We start from the raw sequence: 21,970 nt of genomic DNA, 5'->3' as shown, positions 1-21,970 counted from the left end.
TCCAAAGATGGCTTTCATGAAAAACAAGGGCTCGCGACGCAGCCCATTTGCTGCCGTTCTAGTAATGGCGGCTGGTCTTGCTCTAACCGGTGGTGGCTACGCAGCTGCTACAGCAGCGGTCGAGCAGGTCAAGCCAGCATCTGCTGTGGCCAGCGCCGCTCAGGTCGAAGAAGGCCGCAAGCTCTTTTTGGCTAACTGTGCCAGCTGTCACGGTAAGGCTGCTGAAGGTTCTGCAGCTGGTCCAAGCCTGATTGGCGTTGGAGCAGCTTCGGTCGACTTCCAGGTGGGCACGGGTCGTATGCCTGGCCAGGCTTCAGGTCCCCAGCTAGAGGCCAAGAAGGTCCAGTTCACACAGGAGCAGATCGACTCACTGGCTGCCTACGTAGCCTCACTGGCTCCTGGGCCTGCTGTTCCGACCGAAGAAATGCTTGCCGCTGACGGCGATGCAACTCGCGGTGGCGAGCTGTTCCGCATCAACTGTGCAATGTGCCACAACGCCGTTGGTGCTGGTGGAGCACTAACCGAGGGTAAGTTTGCTCCAGCCCTGAAGGGTGTTGAGTCGAAGCACATTTACGAGGCCATGGTTACCGGTCCACAGAACATGCCTGTGTTCAATGACGCAAACCTGACTCCAGAAGACAAAAAAGACATCATCACTTACTTGAAGTACGTGGAAGAAAACCCATCAGCCGGTGGTTATGAACTAGCGAACCTTGGTCCTGTTGTTGAGGGTCTGTTTGCTTGGGTATTTGTTTTGGGTCTGATCATCGCCATCACCATCTGGCTTGGCGCAAAGTCAAACTAACTTTTAGAACTTTAGAAATACAAGGGAGCATAGAGTGAGCAACAAGAGCATCACTTCAGCGGATTCGCAAGAGCCAGAGCACGACTACGCCGCAGGCTTGGCCGTGATTCCAGCTGATCGACTGCAGGACCCAGGCCTGGAGCCTCACCGTGTCCGCATGACAGACAAGAGCGTGAAGCACGAGAAGGCAGCTGCTCGTCAGGTTGCTGCTTTGTTCTTCACTTCTATCGTCGGTAGCGCATTTGCGGTTTACGCGTACTTCGCTTTCCCTATTACCGAAGAGCTCGGCACCGTTCGCCTAAACACTCTCCTATTAGGTCTCGGCATTACCCTCGGCCTCTTGGGAATTGGAATCGGTGCTGTGCACTGGGCCAAGACCCTGATGCCTGATGCTGAAGTTTCAGAGGAGCGCCACATTGCTCGTGGTTCAGAAGAAGTTCGTGCGCGTGCAGTCGAGATCATCAAACTTGCCGACTCTGAGTCTGGTTTTAGCCGTCGCAAACTAATTCGCCGCTCACTCTACGGCGCATTGGCTTTGTTCCCGCTGCCAGCAATCATGATTTTCGGCGACTTGGGACCAAACCCTGGTGACACTCTTCGTCACACCATGTGGAAGAAGGGCACTCGTTTGGCTAAGGACCCAAGCGGTCTACCAATCAAGGCTTCAGACGTAACAATTGGTTCTGTTTTCCACGTAATTCCTGAAGGCCTCAGCGAGCTAGAGCACCACAAGCTCGAGGAGAAGGCTAAGGCAGCTGTTCTTTTGGTTCGCCTTGACCCAGCCGACATCAAAGAATCTGATGAGCGCAAGAGCTGGTCATACGACGGCATCGTTGCTTACTCAAAGATCTGTACCCACGTAGGTTGCCCAGTTGCACTCTACGAGCAGCACACTCACCACCTGCTTTGCCCTTGCCACCAGTCGACATTCGATGTCACTGATGCCTGCAAGGTGGTTTTCGGGCCTGCATCACGCCCATTGCCACAGCTACCAATCACCGTTGACGCCGAAGGTTACCTGATCGCCCAGAGCGACTTCACCGAACCTGTTGGCCCTAGCTTCTGGGAGCGCTAAAAATGAGTAACGCAGTTGCAGCACCTAAAAAGGGTGGATTTCTTGCGGGCACCGCTAACTACCTAGACGAACGCGTCGGCGTAGCAGGCATCCTGAAAGAATTCGGCCGCAAGGTTTTCCCTGACCACTGGTCGTTCATGCTGGGTGAAGTTGCCCTATACAGCTTCCTTGTGTTGCTGTTGTCAGGTACTTTCTTGACCTTCTTCTTCCAACCGGCCATGACTCCGGTTATTTACGATGGCGTCTACGGACCCCTCAAGGGTGCCGAGATGTCGATCGCTTATGCATCGACCCTGGACATTTCGTTTGAGGTTCGTGGCGGTCTATTGATGCGCCAGGTTCACCACTGGTCAGCTCTACTATTCGTAGCTGCTGCCGGTCTGCACATGCTCCGCGTGTTCTTCACCGGTGCATTCCGCAAGCCTCGTGAAATCAACTGGGTAGTCGGTTTCGTACTTTTCGTTTTGGGTATGGCTGGTGGATTCACCGGATACTCACTCCCTGATGACCTTCTTTCAGGTAACGGTCTTCGCATCATCGATGGAATGATCAAGGGCCTACCGGTCATCGGCGCCTACACCTCTTCACTTCTATTCGGTGGCGAGTTCCCAGGCGAAGAAATCATCGCGCGCCTCTACGGTCTGCACATTCTTCTGGTTCCAGCACTGATTTTGGTGTTCATCGTGATTCACCTCTTCATGGTGGTTATTCACAAGCACACCCACTACTCAGGCCCTGGACGTAAGGACAGCAACGTTGTTGGTTACCCGCTAATGCCTGTTTACGTGGCAAAGGCTGGTGGATTCTTCTTCATCGTGTTCGGTGTAATCATGCTGATCTCAGCAACCTTCACCATCAACCCGGTTTGGAACTTCGGTGCCTACGACCCGTCTCCAGTTTCAGCTGGTACCCAGCCTGACTGGTACATTGGTTGGCTGGACGGTGCCCTACGCTTGGCACCTACCGGACTTGAATTCATCATTGGTGGAAACACTTGGGCATTCAACATTCTGCTGCCGATGATCGTTGGCGTTGGCTTCTTGATTGTCGTAGCCGTCTACCCGTTCATCGAAGCCTGGGTAACCGGAGACAAGCGCGAACACCACGTGCTTGACCGCCCACGCAACGCTCCAACCCGTACCGCTATCGGTGCAGCTGGTGTGGTCTTCTACGCAGTCCTCTGGGCTGGCGCAGCAACCGACTTGATTGCGACCAACTTCAAGATGTCACTAAACCAGGTTCTAACCTCGATGCAGATTCTGCTCATCGTAGGCCCGATCTTGGCTTACATCATTACCAAGCGCACCTGTCTATCGCTACAGCGTAAGGACCGCGAAATTGTTCTTCACGGTCGCGAAACCGGTCGAATCGTGCGCTTGCCACACGGTGAGTACATTGAGGTCCACGAGCCTCTAGATGAGTTTGAGCAGTGGAAGCTGGTCGACTTCAAGGACTACGCTCCAACCTTGGCCCGCCCGAACGCTGCCGGAAAGATCACCATCGGTGCTCGAATCCGTGCAGGTCTGTCACGCTTCTACTTCGAGGACCGCATCGCGCCGGTAACTCAGAGTGAGCTTGACGCAGCACACCACGACCACGCACCTGCGGTTGAGGAAAAGCCTAAGAAGGCTGTAGCTGCGAAGAAAACCCCAGCGAAGAAGTAAGTTCTCTGAGAACTCCCCCGCGGCCCAAAGGCTGTGGGGGTTTTCTTTTACCCGGTTGGGCGCTGGCTGCGCGTTCTAGAATCAAAGGGTGACTTTCGAACCAACAGCCAGCTCGCACCACGCGAGTCTGCACACCAACCAAGAGCAATACAACGAGTACAAGCGCGGCCATGATCACATAGCCCAGAACATCGCAGCTCTCATGGTTGAAGGCAATTCAGCTGATTCTGAAGCTATTCAGGAGTGGATTGGAAAGCACTACGCATACGTCTGCCAGTTCTGGACTCCGAGTAGAGTGGCCTACAAATCTCTGGCCCTAACCTACACAATGGATCCGGCATTCAAGGCGACGTACGAGGCCTATGAACCTGGGTTGGCATTGTTCATCCAACGGGCTATTTACTACTGGGCAGACGCCAACCTCGCCTGACGCGAACTGCCCCTGACTTATCCCCTACGTAGATAGCGATTGCGCGATGCAAAGTGCACGCTCATCGATCCAGCGCATAAAAAAGGCCCCAACCAACAAGTGGCTGGGGCCTTTTTTTGAAGCGTTTAGTGGGCGTTTAGACCGCGGCTGCGTTCGAATACGAAACCGATGATGGCAACCAAGCAGAGTGGGAAGGCGATGAAGAATAGCCACCAGCCCACAGCCAATGCTGCGAAAGCCATCGATGCGAATAGACCAAGGAATAGTGGCCACCAGCTCCATGGGGCAAAGTAGCCAAGCTCAGAGTCACCATCTTCAATGTTTGCGTCTAGGCGGTCCTCAGGAACCGGCCCCTGAACCTTGTAGGTCTTCTTGATGTAGAAAGCCAAGAATGCCGACATAAAGCCAAGCATCGCGATAGCCGCGGTACCAATTGGCTCGTACCCACCATTGGTGTTGTACCACCAGATGGCATAACCGATTGCATCTACAAAGTAGAAGACGGTTAGGAACCAGAACAGGTTTCCGTTGAACTTCATGTTGCTAGCCCTTACTTCTTTGGTGCAGCAGAAGCCTTGGCCTCAGGTGCTGCGAACTCTGGGTGGTTCAAGTCGAATGCTGGAGACTCTGAACGCACACGTGGAATCGAGGTGAAGTTGTGGCGTGGGAACGGAGTAGCTGTAGCCCACTCAAGTGAGCGTCCGTAGCCCCATGGGTCGTTGAGGGTGGTCTTTTCACCCTTACGAGCGGTGATGTAGATGTTCCAAAGGAATGGAATGATCGAGAGAGCCAACAGTGCTGAACCAGCAGTTGAAACGCCGTTCATCCAGGTGAAGCCGTCTTCAGGCAGGTAGGTCGCGTAACGGCGTGGCATACCGATGATGCCCAACCAGTGCTGAATCAAGAAGGTCACGTGGAAGCCGGTGAACAAAAGCCAGAACTGGATCTTTCCGAGGCGCTCGTTCAGCATCTTTCCGGTCATCTTTGGGTACCAGAAGTAGATACCGGCAAACATTGCGAACACAACGGTACCGAATACTACGTAGTGGAAGTGAGCGACCACGAAGTAGCTGTCAGACAAGTGGAAGTCCAATGCTGGTGAAGCAAGAATTACACCGGTCAAACCACCGAAGATGAAGGTGGTCAAGAAGCCCAGAGCGTAAAGCATTGGGGTTTCGAACGAGACTGAGCCCTTCCAGAAGGTACCAATCCAGTTGAAGATCTTTACACCGGTAGGCACTGCGATAAGCATGGTGGTGAACGCGAAGAACGGTAGTAGCACCGAACCGGTCACGTACATGTGGTGAGCCCAAACAGTCATCGACAGCGCAGCAATAGCGATGGTTGCGTAAACCAAGGTTTTGTAACCAAAGATTGGTTTGCGGCTGAAGACCGGGAAGATCTCAGAAATGATTCCGAAGAACGGCAACGCAAGGATGTAAACCTCTGGGTGGCCGAAGAACCAGAACAGGTGCTGCCAAAGCATTGGTCCACCGTTAGCCGGGTCGAAGATGTGAGCATCGAAACGACGATCGGCACCTAGTGCAAAAAGTGCAGCAGCTAGAGGAGGGAAACACATGATGACCAGAATCGAGGTAACCAGAGTGTTCCAAACGAAAATTGGCAAACGGAACATGGTCATACCAGGAGCACGCATGGTCAAAATCGTGGTGATGAAGTTGACACCACCCATGATGGTTCCGAAACCGCTAAGTGCAAGACCGAAAACCCAGAGGTCGCCACCTAGACCGGGCGAGAATGTGGTGCTGTTTAGCGGAGCGTAGGCAAACCAACCGAAGCTTGCTGCACCCTGTGGGGTGAAGAAACCAGCAACAGCTACGAATGAACCGAAGAAGTAGAACCAGTAGGCGATGGCGTTTAGACGAGGGAATGCCACGTCTGGAGCACCGATCTGAACTGGCATCAAGATGTTGGCGAATGCCGCGAACAATGGGGTCGCGAACATCAGCAACATGATGGTTCCGTGCATGGTGAACAACTGGTTGTACTGCTCTTTGGTCTGAACGATGTCAAGACCTGGAGCAGCCAGCTGGGCACGAATTACCAACGCCATCACACCACCGATAAGGAAGTATGCGAACGAGGTAATTAGGTACAGGTAACCGATCTTCTTGTGGTCGGTTGTGGTTAGCCAGTCGACCAGGATCTGTCCCTTGGTCTTCTTAGAAGTTCCGTAGGCCGGCTTGGTTGCAGTTGCGGTAGCCATAGTCCTTATCCTCTGATCTCTGGGTTGTCGCCCGGAAGGTTCTGGTTGCGGTCGTAGGTTTCATCCAGCTGACCGACATTGCCGGCTGCAGCTAGGTCAGCAAGGTGAGCGTCATACTCGGCCTGTGAGACAACCTTGACGTTGAACAACATCAATGAGTGGTACTCACCACAGAGCTCAGCACACTTACCCTGGTAGGTTCCCTCAACCTGAGGGGTGAAGTACATGGTGTTGGTGCGACCCGGGAACATGTCCTTCTTGTAAAGGAAATCGATTACCCAGAAAGAGTGGATTACGTCGCGAGCAGAAAGGTCAATCTTGACTGACTTGTTGACTGGCAGGTACAAGGTTGGAAGCTTTGCTTCAGCCCCCTCTTCGCCATCGAAGTCAGACTGAACACCAGAGTCGTAAACGTTGCCGTCAACGTAGTTGAAGTCCCAGCTCCACTGCTTACCGATAACTTCGATTTCTACGTCCGGGTTTGCGACCGGTGCCTCGATGGCTGCCATGTCGCGGGCGGTGAAGGCAAAGAATCCGATGGTGATGATTAGCGGGACCACGGTGAACATGGTCTCAATCGGGTTGTTGTAACGAAGCTGCGAAGGTGGTGCGGTGTCTCCCTTGCGGCGACGGTAGACGATGATTGCCCAGAACATCAGAGCCCAAGCAATACCACCGACGATCCATAGGACAATCCATGATGTGGTCCAGAGACCAACAATGCGCTCGGTGTGGTTGGTTACACCGGTTTCACCCGGCAGTAGACCACGCTGGAACTCCTGAGGAGTACAGCCACTGAGGAGCAACATCAATGATGCTGCAGTAGGCAAGGCTGCCCACTTAATTGCACGCTTTTTTAGCACAATCGACCCTTCGAATATCGAATCGTTACGTTGTCTATCCTACGCTCATTGTGGCCGCCATCCAGCCACAAACGCTGTTGAATAACGGATTTTTGACTAGAAAAACCCCGATTCGCCGCTGAGCAAATCGGGGTTTTAGAAATTTTTTCTGAATTGTGACTAGTTGAATGAATCTCCGCAGGCACATGAACCAGCTGCATTTGGGTTGTCTATGGTGAAACCCTGCTTCTGGATGGTGTCTTCGAAGTCAATCGAAGCTCCGTCGAGGTAAGGAACACTCATCTTGTCGACGACAACTTCTACACCGTTGAACTCCGATACGACGTCACCTTCGGCCAACTGCTCGTCAAAGTAAAGCTGGTAAATCAGTCCTGAACAACCTCCAGGCTGGACCGCTACGCGCAAACGCAGGTCGTCGCGACCCTCAGCAGAAATGAGAGTGCGAACCTTGTCCTGAGCCTGCTCGGTAAGAGTTACGCCGGTTTCTAGAGTCTGAGTCATTTGGTCCGCCTTCTACGTACTTTGGTGTCTTAAGTCTAACTTTCTCGACGCCTTAAGTGAACCCCTCAGAGCTCTAGTTCATTCCCTGCGAGCAGGAAAATCGCCTCAGAAACCATGGCTTTTCTTAGGCTTTCAATGTGAACGGATTCGTTAGGGCTGTGAGCTCGCGAATCGGGGTCCTCAACTCCGGTAACCAGAATTTGGGCGGCCGGAAATACCTCGGTCAAGTCTGCGATGAACGGAATTGAGCCACCGATGCCAATGTTCACCGGAGCCTCACGCCATCCGTGAGCCAAAGATTTCTTGACCAATTGCGCTGCCCAGCCTGAATCATCCATGTCGAAAGGCTTGCCCAATTCAACTTCACCAAATGAAAGCTCAGCACCAAACGGCGTGTGACTTAGCAGATGAGCTTTTAGGAGGTTCAGCGCCTCGGCCGGATCTTGCCCCGGTGCTATTCTCATGCTGATTTTGGCCCTCACACTCGGTAAGAGGGTGTTCGATGACAGGGCGACGGTTTGCCCGTCGATTCCGATTACAGTGATGGCCGGCTTGCCCCAAATTCTCTGCAGGATGCCGCCAGATCCGATTGTTTGAGTTTTTGGCAAAAGCCCTGAGTCCTGCCTCAGTGAATCCTCGGAATAGGCAAGTTCGTCGGTTTGGGCTGATTTTAGCCCCGTAACCGCTACGTCGCCCTGATCATCGTGCAGGCTGGCCAGCAATTTGATCATGGCCAACATCGCGTCGGGCACGGCTCCCCCATACATCCCCGAGTGCACGGCATGATCCAGGGTCTTAACCTGAACAACCACCGAAACTAATCCTCGGAGGGTCGTGGTCAGGGCTGGTACTTCGGTGGTCCAGTTTCCAGAGTCAGCAACGATGATTACATCAGCGGCTAGATCAGCTTGGTTTTCTTCGAGAAAGTTTCTAAAGGTGGGCGAACCGGCCTCCTCCTCGCCCTCAATGAAGAGTGAAATACCGAGGTCGAAGTCTTTACCCTCTGAATCGACTAGGGCCTGCAGCGCTGCCAGGTGGGCAACAATGCCCGCCTTGTCGTCAGCCACTCCCCTGCCAAAAATTCGATCCTCTGTCCTTACCGGATCGAATGGGTTGGTTTTCCACTCATCGCTGTTGCCCGGCGGCTGAACATCGTGATGGGCATAGAGGAGCACCTGGGGTTTGCCGTTTTTGGCAGCTCGTCTGGCAATAACAGCCGGTGCGCCGGGTTTTCCGTCAACTGCGGATCTTCTAACCTCGACAAAGTCAAAAATATTTAGGTTTCTGAACAAATCCGAAACCATTTGAGCGCTGGTATCAAGATGTGAACTATCAAAGGCCTCCCAGGCGATTCCCGGCACCTTGGCTAGCTCCATCAGCGAGGTAAGCGTGGCCTCGAAGCGGTTGTCGACACTGGAGGCCGAATCTTGGGCAAATCGGCTGAATTCTGAGTCTGGCACTGGGGTCATGAGAGTAATCTATAAGCCCAAGCAAGTTACTGAGGACATTAATGACCGAGCAAAAGAAATCTGTCGAGCCAAAGGGGCGCCCTACCCCGAGCCGTAAAGAACGCGAAGCGCTAAACCGCAAGCCACTGGTTGGCGACCGAAGCCCAGAGGCTCGTGCCGCTGCCAAGGCTCGCCTGAAAGAAGAACGTCTGCGTGCACGCGAGGGTATGGCTAGAGGCGACGAGAAGTACCTAAGTGCTCGCGACCGTGGACCACAGCGCGCTTTTGTGCGTGACTACGTGGACTCAAGATTCACTGCCGGCGAAATGGTTATGCCGACGCTGTTCTTGGTAATTATCATCTCGGCCATCGACAGCTACATCGTTCAGCTGACCACACTGGTTGCCATGTGGTTGTTGTTCATTGTTGTAGGTGTTAATGCAACTTTGATCGGCCGCGGAGCTACCAAGGAACTTGCCGAAAAGTATGGAGCCGACAAGGTAGAGTCAGGCCTTCGCTGGTACGCCGCGATGCGCTCGATTCAGATGCGCCCAATGCGCTTGCCAAAAGCCCGTGTCAAGCGTGGACGGAAGAAGTAGCCAAACGACTTAGCAAAAAAGGACCGCCTTGATGGCGGTCCTTTTTTATTAGCGAGTTAGTTCGCGGTTGATTCGCCTTGCCCAGAGCGGACCCTCGTAAATAAACCCTGTGTAACCCTGGACTAGGGTTGCACCGTTATCCAAGCGTTCTTGCGCTTCAGCCGCGGTTTCGATTCCGCCAACAGAAATAATGGCAACCCGGCCATTTAGGCGAGCCCTAAGCAAACGGAGCACCTCGAGCGATCTTGCCTTGAGCGGAGCGCCCGAAAGCCCTCCGGCGCCAGCTGCAGCGACGATGTTGGGGTTAGTTTTGAGGCCATCGCGAGAAATTGTTGTGTTGGTTGCAATCACACCGGCCAACCCGAGGTCAAATGCCAAATCAGCAACTGCAGCGATATCTTCGTCAGCAAGATCTGGGGCAATCTTGACTAGGACCGGGGTGCTTCCGGCTTCTTCTAGAACGGCATTGAGGATTGGCTCCAAGGCCTCAACCGATTGCAGTGAACGCAGGCCTGGCGTATTTGGTGATGAAACGTTCACTGCCAAATAGTCGGCATGCGGGGCTAACAATCGAGCGCTTGCACGATAGTCAGACTCTGCCTGCTCAACCTCAACCACGCGACTTTTGCCGATGTTGACGCCGATAACCGGCAGGTTTGATCCGTGACGGTTCCTGAGCTTTTCTAACCGATTGGCCACTGCCTGAGCGCCATCGTTGTTAAAGCCCATGCGGTTAATCAGGGCACGGTCAGGAATCAAGCGAAACAGGCGTGGTTTCTCGTTGCCACCCTGAGGAATTGCCGTTACGGTGCCGATTTCAACGTGAGAGAACCCAAGCTCTCCGAGAGCTTTAATAGCCACTGCATTTTTGTCAAAGCCAGCGGCTACACCAAATGGAGCATCGAAGTGAAGACCAAAAGCCTGCACTGATCCGCGACCGCTGGTGCGAACCCGAGCCAACTTTGTGAGCCCAATGGCACCCGCAAACCGAATGCCAAACATTCCGATGTGGTGAGCTTGCTCAGCATCTAGACGAGCGAAGAAAAGTTTAAAAATTAGGCGATACAGCACCGGTAAAGAATACCTCAGCGACTAGCTGCAGCCCGAGGTTGAGCCACAACCCTCACAAACGTGGCAGGAACCAGACGGACGCATCTTGATGCCGCAGTTGAAACAGAGTGGCGCATCTGATTCAGTGCCCTGCAGCATTTCGAAAAGCTCGGCCGAGGAATGAATTTCGCGTTTCACACTGGCCTGTGGCGGAGTTGCAACAACTACCTCAGCTACTGCTTCGGCCACCTGACGCAGTGCGTCGTCAACCACCGCTCCTGCGGAAATTGGTGAGTCGGTGTTTTTCGAAACAGGCTGAGTGGTTGGCGGGACAACCTCTGGCAGTCCGTAGGTCGAATTGGCATCGAGTGCCGCGGTGCGCTCCTCCGAGGAGAGAATACCTAGGTAGGTTCGCGTCTCGATTGGCAAGTAGTCAAGAGCCAGGCGCCTGAAGATGTAATCCATCAGCGACTTGGCCATTCGAATGTCGGCGTCATCGGTTAGTCCAGCCGGCTCGAAGGACACATTCGTGAACTTTTGCACAAAGGTTTCAAGTGGGACGCCATATTGCAGGCCGATCGAGACTGCAATCGAGAATGCGTCCATTACGCCGGCCAAGGTTGAGCCCTGTTTACCAAGCTTGAGGAATACCTCACCGAGGCCACCGTCAGGGTAAGACCCGGCGGTCATGTAACCCTCAGCTCCGCCCACAGTGAATGAAGTTGTTGAGGATGGCCGCGACTTTGGTAGGCGTTTGCGAACTGGGTGAGCCATTGGCGAACCCAGCCCTGAAGAGACGACTTTTTGATCACTCTCTGGAGCGGGGGCAGATTTTGCCTTGGCATCAGAAAGTGGCTGACCGACTTTACAGTTGTCGCGATAGATAGCCAGAGCCTTCAGACCCATTTTCCAGCCCTGGAAGTAGACGTCAGCGATTTCCTCGCGAGTTGCTGTCTCAGGCATGTTTACGGTCTTTGAAATAGCACCCGATAGGAAGGGTTGAACCGCAGCCATCATGCGAACATGGCCCATCGGCTCAATTGCCCGGACCCCAATCGCGGTATCAAAAATCGGATAGTGTTCCACCTTCAAACCAGGAGCATCAACCACGTGACCGTGCTGACCAATGTGCTCAATGATTTGCTCAATGGTTTCTTGGGCATAGCCAAGGCGGTGAAGTGCAAACGGAATAGTTTGGTTGACGATCTGCATCGAACCGCCAGTTGAGAGCTTCTTGTACTTGACTAGCGAGAAATCAGGTTCAATTCCGGTGGTGTCGCAATCCATCATGAAGCCGATGGTCCCGGTTGGGGCCAAGAGTGAGGCTTGGGCGTTGCGCCAGCCATTTTGGGCACCGATCTCACGGTTCAAAGCCCACTGATAATTGGCTGCATCGATTACGTCAGCATCAATCTGACTGACCGGATCAACCTGCAAACTGGCCTCTTGGTGCTTGGCCATAATTCGCTCGTGAGCGAACTGGTTTTTAGCAAATCCCTCGTAAGCCCCGACTACACCGGCAAGCTCTGCCGAACGGCGATAAGCGGTTGCTGTCATCAGTGAGGTGATTGCGGCCGCGAGGGCAAAACCTTCGCGACTGTCATAAGGAACGCCAATCGCCATAAGCAGGGCACCGAGATTTGCATAGCCAATGCCTAGTTGGCGGAAAGCACGAGTTGTCTGGGCAATTGCCTCGGTTGGGAAGTCGGCAAAGCAAATTGAAATGTCCATGGCCGTAAAAATAAGTTCATTGGCCTTGATGAAGGTATCGCTGTCAAAAGAACCGTCTGGAAGAAGGAACTTGAGCAGGTTGAGCGAGGCTAGGTTGCAGCTTGAGTTATCAAGGTGCATGTACTCCGAGCAAGGGTTAGATGCTGAAATGCGACCTGACTCGGGAGTAGTGTGCCAGTCGTTAATAATGTCGTCGTACTGAATACCTGGGTCGGCACATTGCCACGCGGCATCAGCAATTTTTGCAAACAGTTCGCGTGCATCAACGGTTTCGATCACTTCACCGGTGGTGCGGGCACGAAGACCAAAGGAGCCACCGTGTTCCACCGCTTCCATGAACTCAGCATTTACCCGCACGGAGTTATTGGCATTTTGATACTGGACCGAGATGATGTCCTTGCCGCCGAGTTCCATGTTGTAACCGGCGTCTCGGAGAACGCGAATCTTGCCCTCTTCACGTGCCTTGGTCTCTATGAATTCTTCGATGTCCGGGTGATCGACGTCCAGGACTACCATTTTGGCTGCTCGGCGCGTGGCCCCGCCCGACTTGATTGTGCCAGCGCTGGCATCTGCCCCACGCATGAACGAAACTGGGCCGGACGCGGTTCCGCCTGACTTTTTGAGAAGCTCCTTGGATGAGCGAATTCGTGACAGGTTGAGCCCGGCTCCGGAACCGCCTTTAAAGATCAGCCCCTCTTCGCGATACCAGTTCAAAATCGAATCCATGGAATCATCGACGGCGAGAATGAAGCAGGCGGATACCTGTTGCGGGCTCTTGGTGCCAACGTTGAACCATACCGGTGAATTGAAGCTGAAGATCTGGTTTAGGAGCATGTATGTGAGTTCGTGCTCAAAAACCGTGGCGTCATTCTCGGAGGCAAAATATCCGTTTTCTCTCCCCGCGTGAGTGTAGGTGTGGACTACCCGGTTGATCAGTTGTTTGAGACTGAATTCGCGGTCAGAAGCCCCAACGGCACCGCGGAAGTACTTGGTAGTCACAATTGTGCTGGCGTTGATGCTCCAGAAGTCGGGGAATTCAACGCCAGATTGCTCAAAAATTGTCTCGCCGGTCTGCCAATTGGTCTGCACGACGTCCCGGTATTCCCAATTCACCTGGTCGAACGGGTGAACGCCCTCTTGCGTGTAAATCCGGCTAATAGTCAGTCCGCGGCCGGTTGGTGTTGAATCTCCGAAGTCTTGGTGGTCATTCATGAACTTGCCTTTCGTCTGTGACTAAAAAGTAATTCTGAGCCGAGGGTACGACACTACTGCTCTCGGTGGCTGGCCCGAAGCTTTCCGATCGCAGCCTCGAAATCTTCTAGAGTTTCCCAACCCTGATAAACGCTGGCGAAACGCATAAAAGCAACCTCGTCGAGCTTTCGAAGTGGCTCCAAAATAGCAAGTCCGATGTCGTTTGCCTCGAGCTGAGCAGCGCCAGTAGAACGCACGTCTTCTTCAACGGTCTGGGCTAATAGCGCAAGGTCTGATTCGGATACCGGACGCCCCTGGCATGCCTTTCTGACACCGTTCATGATTTTGTCACGGCTGAAAGGTTGGGTCACACCGCTGCGCTTCACCACTGTAAGACTGGCGGTTTCGGTGGTGCTGAAGCGCATGCCACACTCAGGGCACTGACGACGACGACGAATCGATGAACCATCATCAGAGGTGCGCGAATCGGTCACGCGCGAATCGGCGAATCTGCAAAATGGACAGTGCATAATCAAGCCCTTCCGAAACAAACCTTGTTCTGTCTACAAATTTTGGCACTAGATGTAGAAATATTTTGTTTCCTAACCACTATATCTTGTGATTTTGGAGGCCGACTTGCAAGTTAAATCTGTTTATTACCGATCAAAACGCGCGGTGACGGCATCACCGTGGCCAGGCAATCCCTCGGATTCAGCAAAATCGGCGACCATCTTGGCGATCGGCTCCAGACCGGATTTCTGATAATCAATGACCTGCTGAGCGCGAAGGAATGTGTGCACACCCAAGCCAGCGCCGAATTTTGCCTGTTGACCGGTAGGTAAAACGTGGTTTGACCCGGCCATGTAGTCCCCCAGAGAAACAGGTGAGTACTCACCGAGGAAAATTGCACCGGCATTGGTAATGGCATCCAATGCAGCCTGGTTGTCACTCGTGTGAATTTCTAGGTGCTCGGTTGCGTAGTGATTGGTGAACTTAATAGCGTCAGTCAGACTGCTGACCAACACAACTGCAGACTGCTGCCCTTCGAGAGCGGTGCGAACGCGCTCAGTGTGACTGGTTGAAGCCACAATCGCCGCCAGTTCATTTATAACCGCGTGAGCAAGCGCCTCTGAATCGGTGACCAAAACAGATGCGGCCGCCTCATCGTGCTCGGCCTGACTCACTAGGTCGTAGGCGATGAAGCGTGCATTTGCACTCTCATCAGCAAGAATCAGGATTTCAGTGGTGCCAGCTTCAGAGTCAATACCGATGGCGCCTCGGAGAGCACGCTTGGCGGCTGCCACATAGATGTTTCCTGGACCAGTCACCAGGCTGACCGGTTCAAAATCGATTTGCTTAATGCCATAGGCGAAGGCTGCCACAGCAGCGGGACCGCCCATGCAGAAGACGTCCTTGACACCCAAAATTGACGCGGTAGCCAGCACCGTCGGGTGCGGACGCCCGTTGAATTCTTTTTGGGCCGGTGAAGCCAGAGCCAGTCGCTCGACGCCAGCAACCTGAGCTGGAATCACGTTCATGATTACGCTGGATGGATAAACCGCTTTGCCGCCGGGCACGTATAGACCAACCGAATCGACCGGCTGCCACCTTTGGTGGACCACGGCACCCTCAGCAAGAGTTACAGAAGTGTCCTGCGGAAGAGTGGCCCGGGACACCTTGAAAACGCGCTCAATTGACTCTTCGATGGCACGACGAAGTTCTGGGCTGAGCTCAGCCTCAGCTCGTCGAAGCTCTTCCTCGGTAACCCGAAGGGGGCGAGGATCGACTCCATCGCGGGTGAGGGTTACATCGACAATTGCCGATTCACCCAGCGTACGAACGTCCTCGAGCAATGGTCGAATTTGTTCTACGGCTTGGGTGATATCAACCGAGGCTCGCGGAACCAAACGGTTAACCTGCGCACTGTCGAAACTCTGACCGCGAAGGTCAACGACTCGCAAATTAACCGGAATTGGCTCGTTCAATGTGTCTCCTCTATTTGAAAACAAGTCTAAACGGCGAGATGAGTTGGATACCCTTGAAGAAACAAACAGTTAGTGGGCCATGTCTGAGTTAGAGATAGAAAAAGATCCGGTTGAAGCACTGAAGGCAACCTTCAGAAGGCACGCCTCGGGTGTTTCGGTTATCACCATGCTCGATGCCGCCGGCAAGCCAGTTGGTTTTACCGCAACATCGATGACTTCTCTTGGTGCAAACCCTCCCCTGGCGAGCTTCAACGTTGCCTGCGGTTCAAGTACCTGGCCAGCCCTTGAGCAGGCCAGCTACGTGGCAATTCACACTCTTGGCGAAGGCAATTTGGCCCTAGCTCAAAAGATGGCAGCCGACCACACCCTCCGCTTTGCTGATGATGACTGGCACGAGGGGCCTTACGGAGTTCCGGTGTTTCCGGCAGCAACATCCATTTTGATTGCAAAAATTCGCGAGAAGCATGCGGTTGCTTCAAACGCGGTAATCATTGTGGACGTTATCGAAGGACTAATCGGCGAACTTCAGCCAGCGCTGCTTTACTACCAACGCGGCTACGTAAAGCCGGGCGAAAAACTGGCCTAAGCCTGAAGGCAGCGCGCTCCCAGCAACACTTTCAACTCACCAAAAAGGTCCTGGCTAACAGTCACTTTTTGCTGCAGTTTGAAAAGCCTTTCGGTACCTTCTCCAACGAGCAGCACCTGGACCTCTTCGCGCCCCGAGTGCACTCGCAAAATTCGAGCAAGTTCTTCGAGAACCTCTCGCGTGGCCTCAGTTTCAGGCATTCGTAAAATTACAGGACCATTGGAGTTCTCAGTCGAACCCTCCAGAGTTTCGATTGAATAGGCGTGCAGACTATTGCCATCGTCACGCTGACTGATGCGACCGCGCACCACTACTACCTGGTCTGGCTGAAGGTTTCGACCGTACTCGAGGTAGGTCTTACCCATGAGCATGACGTTCATCTCACCCTCGAAGTCCTCGATTACCACCGAGCCGTACTGGTTTCCTGAGGCTCTGGCAACCCTGTGCTGAACCGAGGTAATCAAACCGGCAACGGTTACCGTTTCACCATCTTTGATGGTCTCGCTTGAAGCAATGGCACCAATAGTCTGCTCTGAGAATCTCGCCAACTGAGCCTCTCGGCCGGCCAAAGGATGGTCGCTGACGTACAGACCAAGCATGTCGCGCTCGTAGGCTAGCTTCTCTTTTTTAGGCCATTCTGGGCGGTCAGGAACCGAACCACCAAAGGTCTCCTGAACCGATTCATCGGTGTCAAATAGTGAGCCGAAGAGGTCAACTTGACCTACCGCCTCATTTTTCTTGAGAGATGATTGGGCGTCGACAGCTTCTTCGTGAATTTCAAGTAATGCACGGCGAGTGTGCCCCATCGAGTCGAATGCACCCGCCTTGATCAGGGACTCAATCACACGCTTTGAGCAGACAGTAGCCGGAACCTTGCGAAGGAAATCGTGGAAGTTTGAGAATCGGCCTTTTTCGGCACGGGAGGCAGCAATACCTTCGACGACGTTGAGGCCGACATTTCTGACAGCACCCAGACCGAATCGAATATCTTCACCGACAGCGGTGAACGCAGCAATCGATTCGTTTACATCAGGTGCCAAAACATTGATGCCCATGCGGCGACACTCACTTAGGTAAAGACCAAGTTTGTCCTTAGAGTCACCCACCGAAGTAAGCAGTGCTGCCATGTACTCGGCTGGGTAATTGGCCTTCAGGTAGGCAGTCCAATACGAGAGCACACCGTAAGCCGCAGAGTGGGCTCGGTTGAAGGCGTAGTCAGCAAAAGGCAACAGTGTGTCCCAAAGCGCCTTGATGGCTGCCTCAGAGTACCCGTTGACCTTCATGCCGTCCGAGAAGCCTTCGTACTGCTTATCCAGCTCTTCTTTGTTCTTTTTACCCATCGCGCGACGCAAAAGGTCTGCTTTACCCAGCGTGAAGCCCGCAGCTTTTTGAGCTGCAGCCATTACTTGCTCCTGATAAACAATCAGGCCGTAGGTAGGGTCCAAAACCTCAGAGAGTGACTCAGATAGTTCTGGATGAACTGAATCAACTTCTTGCAGGCCATTCTTGCGAAGCGCATAGTTGGTGTGGGAGTTCATACCCATCGGGCCTGGTCGGTAGAGAGCAATAACTGCTGAGATGTGTTCAAACAACGATGGCTTAAGCAAGCGCAAAAGGGAACGCATTGCCGTTCCATCGAGCTGAAAAACACCTAGGGTGTCACCGCGGGATAGAAGCTCAAAGGTTGCCGGGTCTGAATCGAGATCTAGGTCCTCAAGGACCACAGTTTCATTGCGGTTTGCCTTGATGTTCGCCAGGGTGTCATCGAGCACCGTTAGGTTTCGCAGACCCAAGAAGTCCATCTTGAGTAGACCAAGTTTTTCACAAGGCGGTTGGTCAAACTGAGTAATGACGGCGCCGTCATCCTCGCGCTTCATGATTGGAATAACGTCGATGAGCGGCTCGGCTGACATGATAACGCCGGCGGCGTGAACACCCCACTGGCGCTTAAGTGACTCAAGCCCCTGCGCGAGTTTGAATACCTTGGCGGAGTCTTCATCACCCTCGATGAGGTCACGGAAATCCTGGGCTTCTTTGTATCGCTCAGACTTACTGTCGATTAGATCGTTTAGGGCAATGTCGCGGCCAAGAACCATTGGAGGCATGGCCTTGGTCAGCTTTTCACCGACAGAGTAAGGCATTGCCAAAACTCGACCGGCATCTTTCAAGGCCTGCTTTGCCTTGATGGTTCCAAAAGTCACAATCTGGGCAACTCGGTCGTCACCGTACTTGTCCGAGACATAGCGAATTACTTCTCCGCGGCGCCGGTCATCAAAGTCAACATCGATGTCGGGCATGGATACACGCTCTGGGTTTAGGAAACGCTCAAAAATCAATCCGTGCTTAACCGGGTCAAGCTCTGTGATTCCCAGCGCATAGGCCACGATGGATCCAGCGGCTGAACCACGACCCGGCCCGACTCGGATGCCCTGGGCGCGAGCCCAAGCGATAAAGTCGGCAACTACCAGGAAGTAGCCTGGGAAACCCATTTGCTTGATAACTTCAACCTCGTAAGAGGCCTGCTTGGCCTGAGCCTCAGGAATATCTCCCCGATAGCGTCTCTGCATACCCGCAGCAACCTCTTGCTCGAACCAGCTGGCCTCAGTGTGCCCCTCAGGAACTGGGAATCGAGGCATAAGCTCGCGTTCTTGAAAATCAACATTGCAACGTTCTGCAACCAATAGCGTGTTGTCGCAGGCTTCTGGATAGTCGGCAAAAAGTGCGCGCATTTGCTGCGCTGACTTTAGATAAAACTCCTGGGAGTCAAACTTGAAGCGATTCGGATCGTCCAAGGTCGAGCCCGATTGAACGCAAAGTAGAGCCTCGTGTGCCTCGGCGTCGCCGGCGTGGGTGTAGTGCAAATCGTTGGTAGCCAGCAGTGGCATGTCCAGCTCTTTGGCTAGACGTAGCAGGTCGGCCATGGTTCGGCGCTCGATGTCGAGGCCGTGGTCCATGATTTCGGCGAAGAAGTTTTCTTTACCAAAGATGTCCTGAAACTCAGCCGCAGCCTTCTTGGCTTCCTCGTACTGGCCGAGGCGCAATCGAGTTTGAACCTCACCAGAAACACAGCCGGTGGTGGCAATGACGCCCGCTCCGTAGGTCTGCAGTAGCTCTCGGTCCATTCGCGGCTTGAAGTAGAACCCATCGAGCCAAGCCTTTGAGGACATCCGGAACAAGTTGTACATTCCCGCGGTGTTCTCGGCGAACATGGTCATGTGGGTGAATGCACCACCACCCGAGATGTCGTCCTCGCCACCAGATCCCCATCGGACCCTGGTTCGCTCCTGCCGGTTGGTTCCCGGAGCAAGGTAGGCCTCGATGCCGATGATCGGCTTGACGCCGGCAGCCTTGGCTGTTTTGTAAAAATCGAAGGCACCAAAGTTATTGCCGTGGTCGCTGATTCCAATGGCCGGCATGCCCTGTTCTGCAGCAGCCTGGATCAGCGGTTTCACTCGAGCTGCGCCATCGAGCATCGAATACTCGGTGTGCACGTGTAGGTGCACAAACGAGTCTTTAGACGCAGACAACAGCGACTCCTTAAAAGTGGTGGAAGACCAGCCTAACCCCGCGCCGAGGCTCGAGATATCAGGCTTGCCGAGTGATTTTAGCTGGCCCTGAGGACCTCGAGGGCATGGGCAAGGTCAGCTGGATACTCACTGCTGAATTCAACGGTGCCACCCTGGGTTGGGTGTTCAAAACTCAACCTCATGGCATGCAACCACTGGCGATCAAGGTTTAATTTGGCTGCCAACTTTGGATCGGCGCCGTACATTGTGTCACCAACCAGTGGGTGCCTAAAAGCTGAGAAGTGCACTCGGATTTGGTGAGTTCGTCCGGTTTCGAGGACCACCTCGACCAGCGATGCAGCAGGAAAAGCTTCAAGGGTTTCGTAGTGGGTAACCGAATGCTTTCCGTCATTCATGACAGCAAACTTGAACTCAGCCTTGGGGTGGCGGCCGATTGGGGCGTCGAAGGTGCCCGAAAGCGGATCAGGGTGGCCCTGAATCACCGCGTGGTAAACCTTGTGAACGGCACGATCTCTAAATGCCTGCTTAAGGCGCGAATAGGCGATCTCAGACTTTGCCAAGGTCATTAGGCCGCTGGTGCCAACATCGAGGCGCTGAACAATGCCCTGGCGCTCCTGCGCCCCCGATGTCGAAATCTGGATGCCAAGGGCCAGCAGTGCCCCCGGGACCGTCGGGCCGTCCCAACCCACCGACGGGTGTGCGGCCACTCCTGCCGGTTTGTCAACCACGATGATGTCTTCATCCTGGTAAACAATTTTGAATCCAGGAACTTCAACCGGAACGATGGCCAATGGTGTCTTGGGAGTCGGCATTGAAACTTCTAGATAGCCATCAACCACTAAACGATCTGACTTGCCAATTGTTTTTCCGTTTAGCAGTACGTGACCATCAGCAAGCAAATCTGCCGCTGCGGAACGTGACAATCCCATCATCTTGGCCAGAGCGGCGTCGGCTCGCTCGCCAATCAATGAATCTGGAACCGGAAGTAGCTTGAGGGATGTCATGGATTATTCTTGGCCGATTTTTTCGCCGCGAATTACACGGATCGCAGCCAAGACGCACATGCTGACGATCGCAATGTCGGCAATGTTGAACACGGCAAAATTAAATGGAATTTGGATGAAATCGACCACGTGGCCAATAGCAAATCCAGGATCGCGAGTTAAGCGGTCGATTAGATTTCCCACGACTCCCCCGAGCAAAATTCCACCCATCAGTGCCCACGAGTTTGACTGGATTTTACGACTGAACCAAAGCAGAGCCAGAGTTGCCAAAGTCGAGAGCAGGGTGAAAATCCAGGTTGCCCCGAAACCTAGCGAGAAAGCTGCAGAGTCGTTGTACAAGAGGTTCAAACGAACAATCGAACCAAGAAAATCAACCGGTTTGGCAAACTCTAAATTTTGGATAGCCAAATGCTTTGTGAACTGATCGACGCCGATAACCAGCCATGCCGTACCCAAAAACCAAACCTGGCGGACCAAGGCCGCTTTTTTAACAGTCACAGACTAGTAGTTGTTTTCGTTGTTGATCTGTTCGTTCCCGAAAGCCTGGAATCCGTAAGGCTCTGGTCGGAAAATGTTGTCGGCAGCTGGCGCTGGCGCCGGCGCTGTCTCAAAGTTGTAGCCAAGAGCCGGCGAGGTAATTGGTCGGTCCTCGGGCGCAACATCTGAGTCACCTAGATCGGCTAGCTGGGCCTCGATGTATGTCTTCAGCTTGATGCGGTACTCGCGTTCAAAGCTCCGAAGCTCTTGAATGCGGTGCTCGATAAGCGCTTTGTCCTGTTCAAGGCGGCTCATGTCAGCACGCTGCTGGGCTTCGGCCTCGCGAACAACACGAGCGGCAGTCGCGTGACCCTCTGCAATTAGCGCGTCGCGCTTGGCTAGACCCTCACGGACGTGCTCCTCGTGTAGCTTTCGCGCCAACTGAAGGAGGTTGTTGGTGTTGTTGGTGTCTAGAGTCGATGGGTCCTGAGTTGCCTCTGGGAAGGCACTTGGGGCTGCAGGACTGTAGACCGGAGTCAAAGCGGCCTCAGCAGTCGGAGCATTAAGCTGGTCGGCCAGGCCGGCGCCGCTGCGCTGGAGTTCAGCGATGCGGGCCTCAGATGCCAACAGACGCTGGCGTAGGTCTTCGTTTTCTTGGTTTACGCGTCGAAGCTCAACGACGATTTCGTCCAGGAAATCATCGACCTCATCCTGGTCATAGCCTTCGCGGAATTTGGTCGGCTGAAATCTCTTATTGACTACATCTTCGGGAGTCAATGGCATCGCGCACCTCTTTATTTGCTAAAC

General features: G+C 53.6%; 19 protein-coding genes. 6 read left to right on the top strand and 13 right to left on the bottom strand.

Features of this window, described 5'->3' with window-relative positions; all coding sequences use genetic code 11:
• The first annotated feature begins 16 nt into the window (after nucleotides 1-16).
• The 4 genes from qcrC to FFA38_RS02675 all read left to right on the top strand — a co-directional run bounded on the left by qcrC (nucleotide 17) and on the right by FFA38_RS02675 (nucleotide 3,974).
• A complete protein-coding gene (qcrC, locus tag FFA38_RS02690; protein ID WP_216641483.1) occupies nucleotides 17-805 on the top strand; it encodes a cytochrome bc1 complex diheme cytochrome c subunit in 789 nt (262 codons plus the stop codon).
• 34 nt (nucleotides 806-839) lie between these two features.
• Entirely contained in the window at nucleotides 840-1,880 is a 1,041-nt protein-coding gene (gene qcrA / locus FFA38_RS02685) for a cytochrome bc1 complex Rieske iron-sulfur subunit (protein WP_419247544.1), read from the top strand.
• A 2-nt stretch (nucleotides 1,881-1,882) separates the two neighbouring features.
• Complete coding sequence (qcrB, locus tag FFA38_RS02680; protein WP_138315447.1) at nucleotides 1,883-3,544, top strand: cytochrome bc1 complex cytochrome b subunit; 1,662 nt, start codon at nucleotides 1,883-1,885, stop codon at nucleotides 3,542-3,544.
• An 88-nt stretch (nucleotides 3,545-3,632) separates the two neighbouring features.
• Nucleotides 3,633-3,974, top strand: a complete 342-nt coding sequence (locus FFA38_RS02675; RefSeq protein ID WP_138315446.1) for a TipAS antibiotic-recognition domain-containing protein — start codon at nucleotides 3,633-3,635, stop codon at nucleotides 3,972-3,974.
• A 125-nt stretch (nucleotides 3,975-4,099) separates the two neighbouring features.
• Here FFA38_RS02675 and FFA38_RS02670 read toward each other — a convergent pair whose 3' ends face one another.
• The 5 genes from FFA38_RS02670 to FFA38_RS02650 all read right to left on the bottom strand — a co-directional run bounded on the left by FFA38_RS02670 (nucleotide 4,100) and on the right by FFA38_RS02650 (nucleotide 9,034).
• Entirely contained in the window at nucleotides 4,100-4,513 is a 414-nt protein-coding gene (locus FFA38_RS02670) for a cytochrome c oxidase subunit 4 (protein ID WP_138275269.1), read from the bottom strand.
• Nucleotides 4,514-4,524: 11 nt separating this feature from the next.
• On the bottom strand, nucleotides 4,525-6,201 hold the full coding sequence (ctaD, locus tag FFA38_RS02665; protein ID WP_138315445.1) for an aa3-type cytochrome oxidase subunit I: 1,677 nt from the start codon (nucleotides 6,199-6,201) through the stop codon (nucleotides 4,525-4,527).
• Nucleotides 6,202-6,206: 5 nt separating this feature from the next.
• Nucleotides 6,207-7,064 carry an aa3-type cytochrome oxidase subunit II gene (gene ctaC / locus FFA38_RS02660; protein WP_246777932.1) on the bottom strand — a complete coding sequence of 286 codons (858 nt, stop codon included), beginning with the start codon at nucleotides 7,062-7,064 and terminating at the stop codon, nucleotides 6,207-6,209.
• Between the two features lie 159 nt (nucleotides 7,065-7,223).
• Entirely contained in the window at nucleotides 7,224-7,565 is a 342-nt protein-coding gene (gene erpA, locus FFA38_RS02655) for an iron-sulfur cluster insertion protein ErpA (protein WP_138275267.1), read from the bottom strand.
• Nucleotides 7,566-7,630: 65 nt separating this feature from the next.
• Nucleotides 7,631-9,034 (bottom strand): dipeptidase, encoded by a 1,404-nt coding sequence (locus FFA38_RS02650; RefSeq protein ID WP_138315444.1) that lies wholly within the window; start codon nucleotides 9,032-9,034, stop codon nucleotides 7,631-7,633.
• 41 nt (nucleotides 9,035-9,075) lie between these two features.
• Between FFA38_RS02650 and FFA38_RS02645 the strand changes: the two genes are divergently transcribed.
• Nucleotides 9,076-9,612, top strand: coding sequence for a DUF3043 domain-containing protein (locus tag FFA38_RS02645; protein WP_138275265.1), 537 nt, complete (start codon nucleotides 9,076-9,078; stop codon nucleotides 9,610-9,612).
• Between the two features lie 48 nt (nucleotides 9,613-9,660).
• Here the strand turns inward: FFA38_RS02645 and FFA38_RS02640 are convergent, their stop codons facing one another.
• From FFA38_RS02640 to hisD, 4 genes are all read right to left on the bottom strand, one after another.
• Nucleotides 9,661-10,680: a quinone-dependent dihydroorotate dehydrogenase gene (locus FFA38_RS02640; RefSeq protein WP_138276039.1), complete on the bottom strand. Its 1,020-nt coding sequence runs from the start codon at nucleotides 10,678-10,680 to the stop codon at nucleotides 9,661-9,663.
• A gap of 24 nt (nucleotides 10,681-10,704) precedes the next feature.
• Nucleotides 10,705-13,605 carry a vitamin B12-dependent ribonucleotide reductase gene (locus FFA38_RS02635; RefSeq protein WP_138315443.1) on the bottom strand — a complete coding sequence of 967 codons (2,901 nt, stop codon included), beginning with the start codon at nucleotides 13,603-13,605 and terminating at the stop codon, nucleotides 10,705-10,707.
• 53 nt (nucleotides 13,606-13,658) lie between these two features.
• Entirely contained in the window at nucleotides 13,659-14,114 is a 456-nt protein-coding gene (gene nrdR / locus FFA38_RS02630; protein WP_138315442.1) for a transcriptional regulator NrdR, read from the bottom strand.
• A 126-nt stretch (nucleotides 14,115-14,240) separates the two neighbouring features.
• Nucleotides 14,241-15,569, bottom strand: a complete 1,329-nt coding sequence (gene hisD / locus FFA38_RS02625; protein ID WP_253786193.1) for a histidinol dehydrogenase — start codon at nucleotides 15,567-15,569, stop codon at nucleotides 14,241-14,243.
• A gap of 79 nt (nucleotides 15,570-15,648) precedes the next feature.
• Between hisD and FFA38_RS02620 the strand changes: the two genes are divergently transcribed.
• Nucleotides 15,649-16,155: a flavin reductase family protein gene (locus FFA38_RS02620; protein ID WP_138275262.1), complete on the top strand. Its 507-nt coding sequence runs from the start codon at nucleotides 15,649-15,651 to the stop codon at nucleotides 16,153-16,155.
• Here FFA38_RS02620 and dnaE read toward each other — a convergent pair.
• From dnaE to FFA38_RS02600, 4 genes are all read right to left on the bottom strand, one after another.
• Nucleotides 16,152-19,682 carry a DNA polymerase III subunit alpha gene (gene dnaE, locus FFA38_RS02615; protein ID WP_138315441.1) on the bottom strand — a complete coding sequence of 1,177 codons (3,531 nt, stop codon included), beginning with the start codon at nucleotides 19,680-19,682 and terminating at the stop codon, nucleotides 16,152-16,154. The two genes, FFA38_RS02620 and dnaE, sit on opposite strands and share 4 nt — an antisense overlap.
• 77 nt (nucleotides 19,683-19,759) lie before the next feature.
• Entirely contained in the window at nucleotides 19,760-20,686 is a 927-nt protein-coding gene (locus FFA38_RS02610; protein WP_138315440.1) for an RluA family pseudouridine synthase, read from the bottom strand.
• A 3-nt stretch (nucleotides 20,687-20,689) separates the two neighbouring features.
• Complete coding sequence (locus tag FFA38_RS02605; RefSeq protein ID WP_138315439.1) at nucleotides 20,690-21,184, bottom strand: signal peptidase II; 495 nt, start codon at nucleotides 21,182-21,184, stop codon at nucleotides 20,690-20,692.
• Nucleotides 21,185-21,187: 3 nt separating this feature from the next.
• The gene (locus FFA38_RS02600; protein ID WP_138315438.1) at nucleotides 21,188-21,946 is read right to left on the bottom strand and encodes a DivIVA domain-containing protein; all 759 of its coding nucleotides are present in this window, start codon (nucleotides 21,944-21,946) and stop codon (nucleotides 21,188-21,190) included.
• Nucleotides 21,947-21,970: the final 24 nt, after the last annotated feature.

This window comes from Rhodoluna limnophila (assembly GCF_005845365.1).
Lineage (GTDB): Bacteria > Actinomycetota > Actinomycetes > Actinomycetales > Microbacteriaceae > Rhodoluna > Rhodoluna limnophila.
Note: the sequence above shows the minus strand (reverse complement) of the source record. Positions and strands in the feature narration are given on the sequence as shown.